This window comes from Vibrio sp. 10N.222.49.C9 (assembly GCF_041474985.1).
In the GTDB taxonomy this organism is placed as follows: Bacteria; Pseudomonadota; Gammaproteobacteria; order Enterobacterales; family Vibrionaceae; genus Vibrio; species Vibrio crassostreae_C.
This window is the reverse complement of record NZ_JBFRVD010000111.1, coordinates 1,524-7,103: the sequence shown is the minus strand read 5'-3', so window position 1 is coordinate 7,103 and position 5,580 is coordinate 1,524. Positions and strand designations below refer to the sequence as shown.

Genomic DNA, 5,580 nt, shown 5'->3' with positions numbered 1-5,580 from the left:
CAATTAGGAAACAAAGCCCATTGGAACATTACTTTTTATTGTCCCATTGAACTCAACATATTTATGAGCGGTGAAAAAATTTCAGGGCACCTTAAGGATTTGTCGTCGTGTTTGCTTGAGCAAGTTAAGAAGGACTTTTGCAACAGTGACTGTTGATAAACTTACCTTGCGCGTAAGAAGTGCCTTATTGGTGCGTGCGAAATGTCTTATTTTCGGGTGGCTATGAGATGGTTGGTGATATTTTTAGTATATAATACAAAAGCTTATAATAAATCCATCATATGCTTATATTTGACGGCATGTTTCCTGTAGGCGATTATATGGAAAATTTCTGTCATTGGTTATCTGTTAATGTCATACAAAAAACTGTTAGTCGTATTAGCTTTTTTATGTTTACCCCTGCCATCCTTAAGTAAGGATCTTATACCTAATAATGAGATAAAGCCTTTAGAAAATGGTGAGTTACTTAAAGTTGGGGTGATGAATGGATTCAATGAAATAGAATTGGATTCCTTAGAGGAAATTTTCAATAAAATTGGATTAGATGTAGAATATGTAATTTTTGATGAAATTAATAGTTTAAAGAATAATTTAAATCATAAGAAAGTTGATCTGGCGTTATACTTTAAAAGAACAGGAACTCTAGATGATAAATCATTATATTCAGTCCCAATCTTAAAAAAAAGTGTGGCATATTGGTCTATTTCAACCTCAGAAGTTAAAAAAAATGGCCTATGGGCCTGCGTTGTGGGAACTATATACTGTAACATTTTAGAGTCAGAAAATATTCAAAATTTCCAAAAGTATATTAGTATAGATAGTGCTATGAAAAGCGTTTCATCAAAAGAAATAGATGCTGTACTAGCAAGTTATGTTACATTGAGTAAGTTTTTAAATAACTCCGATGAATTAAGTGGAAATCTACAATCACCAGATTGGGGAGGGAGTGTAAATTTGACGCTTTTTTCAAAGAAGGACAACGTCAGATTAACAAAAATTGTTGATGAAGTAGTAGGGAATTTAAGGTCAGATCGGGAAGTTTCCATTAACGATAACAACAACTATTATTACACTTTAGAAGTAAACAATAACAAATACAAAACTCGCAGTGATCATGTCATTAAGTATTCATTTGATGATGATGTATTCCCTCTTCTTTTTCGTAATCAAAGCGGTAATTTAACTGGTTATTTATATGATATATTAAAATTAATAGAAAGTAGAACTGAACTAGAGTTTAAGTACATTGCTAATGATAATGGTAAAAGTCTTGTTGAAATGCTTACTTTGGGGGATATAAATCTAATACCGTTTACTTTAAGTACCAGTGATTACTTTGGGTTGGCTAGTTCTACAAATCCGGTCATTTCATTTCGTTATTATGCATTATCTTTAGCAAAAAGTGTGTCAATTACTAGCGTGTTAGAAGGTGTTTTACTTGCACAAGGTAAAGAAAAGCTAGGAATAAAGACGCAAGTTTTTGGTGAGAGTGTTTTACTTTTTTCTAATCCTAAATCTATCTTACGAGCACTTGAGTCTGGTGAGATAAAAAAAGCTTACATAAGAGAGGACCTCGTCGACATAATTGCTTCGTCTGATGCGACAGATGATTATATCGTTGATAGGAAAGATTATAGAAGTGTGGATGCAACAATGGCCGTTTCAAATGACAATAAATTATTGTTAGAATTATTGAATAGTGCATTTAAAACATGGGATTCTAATGAGATAAACAAAATAAAGAACTCTTATGACCCCTTTAACGTTGTTTACGGAGTTGATTATAAACATTTCATCAGGATTATTGCAATATTATTTATATTGATAGCGGTAGCTGGTGTGTTAATATATTTAAGGCAGAAGAATTTAAATCTTCAATTTATAATAAAAGAAAATGATGCGAAAAATTTCGAATTAGAAAAAAACTTCCTTCAATGTGTTATTACTCAATTCCCGTCTCAAGTGTTCATATACGATGACACAGACACATTATTACTTTCTAGTTGTAAGGAGTTTCAGAGTGGACGTTGCGATAGTTGCCTTATACGTTCTACTAGCGACTCTAACGAATTTTTACAGACGAAGGAAAATAGAAGGGACGTGTTGAATAACGGTAATACTATAAATTATACTTTAGATGTAAATAACTGTGCTATGAAAATGGAAACCGTTGAATATATTTGTATGCGCATAAAAGCTAATAACAAAAACTATGTATTATCAATAATTACTGATATCACCGAAAAAAAACTCCAAGAAAGAGAATTAATAACCGCCAAAGGAAAAGCAGAAAAGGCGATATCAATACGAGATAAATTTTTAGCTTCAATGAGCCATGAGTTGAGAACTCCAATTGCAGGTATGGTTGGTCTATTGGAGATGTTGTCAAACCGAATTTCAGATGAAGAAAGTCGAGTGTTACTATCAAATGTTTCCACTTCAGCTCGCCAACTTAACGTTCTAGTTAACGATATACTTGACTTCTCAAAAATAGACGCTGGTCAATTAAAATTAGAGCCTAGGGAATGCAATATTTTACGTGAAACTGGAGAGGTTGTAAGGTTACATTTAGCTGCAGCTCGTGAAAAAGGTTTAACATTAAAATATAACTTTTCACCGACTCCTATTAATATCATATCTATTGATTCACTTCGATATGCACAGATCCTTAATAATCTCTTGTCTAATGCTATCAAATTTACTGATAAAGGAAGTGTATTAGTTGATGTTTCTATTGATAATGATAAGATTTTCATTTCTATAGCAGATAGCGGCTGTGGAATGTCGCATGATAAGCAAAAAATCATATTTAGTCCATTCGTACAAGCTGATAACTCAATTGCAAGAAAATATGGTGGGACTGGCTTAGGGTTAACTATTGTTTCAGAATTAACAAGTCTGATGAAAGGAACTTTAAAAGTTTCAAGTTTGGAAGGGGTCGGGACGAAAGTAGATTTGGAATTAAGTCATGAATTTGTCTCATATTATGGGGAATTATTATCTGGATATTATATTCACTATAAGAGCAATTTCGAAATTATTTCAGAATGGCTCTCTGTTTGGGGTTGTAATGAGAATATATTAAGTCCAATTAACAAAGTCCTAATCAGTGATATGGATAATGTATCATTAAGCAAAGAGTTTGATTGTACCATTTTACTTGATTCGGAAAAGGTAGCATTTAAAGAAACTATAGGTACAAAGACAAATTTGAGTATCAAGCCATTTTTCCCTGATTTACTTTTAGATACTATTTTACAAGTTGCTAAACCTAACAAAGAAAAAATTATACAGACTAAGAGATCACTTAGTATCCCTGTTCTTGTAGCTGAAGATAATCCAATAAACCAGATTGTTATTATAAATCAATTACGAAATTTAGGGATAGAAGCAGAATTAGTAACAAACGGAAAAGAAGCTCTAGATGCTTTGATGACAAAGCCTAATTACTATCGTTTGTTGATAACTGACTGTCATATGCCCATCATGGACGGTTTTGAGTTAGTGAGGAATGTTAGGGAAATGACTCCTGATTCTCATTTTCTGAAAATTATCGGTTGTACTGCCGAAGATTCTAGAGTTGTACATGACACCGCAAATTTGGTCGGTTTTGATAAAGTATTATATAAGCCTTACGGGATTGAAAAATTATCAAGAATTATCAATGACTTAATTCCAGATGACCACTGGTTAGATCATGTTCCTGAATCAGACGTCGAGCAAATGAGAAGCTTATTTATATCTACCATGACTGATGATTTAATAGAGTTGAAGAAAGAAAATAGAGATAACCTTAAAAGGATCGCGCATAAAATTAAAGGAGGAGCTTCTATATTGGGTATTGAATCAATCGTTTTATTAGCTCAAGAGCTCGAAGATGGAATTCATAGTCCTAAAAATAAAGTTATTCCAACATTAATAGAAGATTTAATTAATGATGTAAATAATCATATATATAGTGCCAAACACTATATACGGGGGAGTAAATGAAAATTTTATTATTGGATGACAACCCTTTAGAGACAGAAATAATAAAGTCCAAACTTAATCAATACGATTTTTATGAGATATTATGTTTTAATCATGCGAGTTTGGCTTATGAATACTTAAGGCATAATTTTGTGGATTTGGTCATAATTGATCTTGATATGCCTGAGGAAGATGGTTTACTTGTATTATCCAAACTTAGTGCAATTAACTTTGAGCAACCTTTGTGTATATTAAGTGGTTTGGGAGAAGATATTATAATCTTGGCAGAGAAAGTCGCTAGATTATATGGTTTAAACATTATATGTTCTAATGTTAAACCAATCAATGATATTGCATTGAAAAAGGTAGTTGAATGTGCGGCTAAATTAAAATCAAAGGTTGATTCAAATGATTTTGTCTCAAATATCTCATCATATTCATTAAAAGAGATCATGAGCGGAATTGAACGTGATGAGCTTATTGTCCATTATCAACCTCAATATAGTTTTAACTCAAAAGAACTGGTTTCTTTTGAAGCTTTAATTCGTTGGGATCATTCTAGTGATGGATTGTTATATCCAAAATCTTTTATGCCAATGCTAGAAAAAAGCGGTAATACAAGAGTTATTTTTAATGCTTTGTTTAATATGGTAACCTCAAAAATTGCTAAATATCCAAGTGAATTAAAATTTTCGATAAATATATCATCCAAAGACTTATCTGATGAGACGTTTGTGGGGTACATATTGGATATATTAGACTCAAAAAAATTGCCTCCTGATCGATTCACATTTGAAATAACTGAAAATATAGCTTATGAGCTTGAACCTATAATGTTACAAAATATCACTAGATTAAAAATTAACGGATTTGGACTATCTATTGATGATTTTGGTATTGGTCATTCCAATTTGATAAATTTGGTTGAAATACCATTTACAGAGTTGAAAATAGATAGAAGGTTTGTAAAAAATTACTTGCTCTGTCTAAAGCATAAGCATGCATTAGAGTTATCTGTAAGTTTAGCTAAGAAACTAGGGTTGATTGTTGTAGCTGAAGGTATTGAAGTTTACGAGGAATACAGTGCGATGAAAAACCTAGGTGTTGATATATGCCAAGGGTATTTAACTGGAAAACCTGATTTTATAGAGAATATACTTAACTTTAGAGAGCATTGTTACACTAAAACAACTTTTTCTATCGACAAGGTTAGGTGATATTATTGGAAATAGAATCTCGATTATATAAGTTCATTACATTTTAGATACATGATGTTTTCGCTCCAAAGAGGCGTTGTTGCTTAAATCAGTTGAACCTTTTCCAAGATCTGCGATCTGATCCTTTGTGATGATTAGAACGGTGATGACATGGGTAAAGCGGAAAAGAAGATAACTAACTGGGCGGAATACAATAAGGCTCTGTGCAAGCGTGGTAGAGGTTTCCAGTATTCTGATACCGCGATTGAAACTGCCTTGATGATTAAGGGAATTTTCTCTCTTCCATTACGTGCTCTTCAAGGCTTTATCGATTCTATCTTTGAGTTATTGGATGTTCCACGGACTACACCTGTATCAGCAAACGCTCGAAGACAGTTCAGGTCAAATATCGCAA

Annotated in this window: 2 protein-coding genes and 1 pseudogene; all 3 read left to right on the top strand. The window is 32.5% G+C overall.

Features of this window, described 5'->3' with window-relative positions; translation table 11 throughout:
• The first annotated feature begins 351 nt into the window (after positions 1–351).
• Positions 352–3,990, top strand: a complete 3,639-nt coding sequence (locus AB4585_RS22180) for an ATP-binding protein (RefSeq protein WP_372170968.1) — start codon at positions 352–354, stop codon at positions 3,988–3,990.
• Entirely contained in the window at positions 3,987–5,186 is a 1,200-nt protein-coding gene (locus AB4585_RS22175; RefSeq protein WP_372155824.1) for an EAL domain-containing response regulator, read from the top strand. The genes AB4585_RS22180 and AB4585_RS22175 overlap by 4 nt, the downstream gene beginning before the upstream one ends.
• A gap of 150 nt (positions 5,187–5,336) precedes the next feature.
• Positions 5,337–5,580: pseudogene (locus AB4585_RS22170) on the top strand (transposase); the annotation flags it as partial.

Excerpts from the sequence above, each read along its gene's own strand:
- AB4585_RS22180 (WP_372170968.1), top strand. The coding sequence starts at position 352 with ATGTCATACAAAAAACTGTTAGTCGTATTAGCTTTTTTATGTTTACCC.
- AB4585_RS22175 (WP_372155824.1), top strand. The coding sequence starts at position 3,987 with ATGAAAATTTTATTATTGGATGACAACCCTTTAGAGACAGAAATAATA.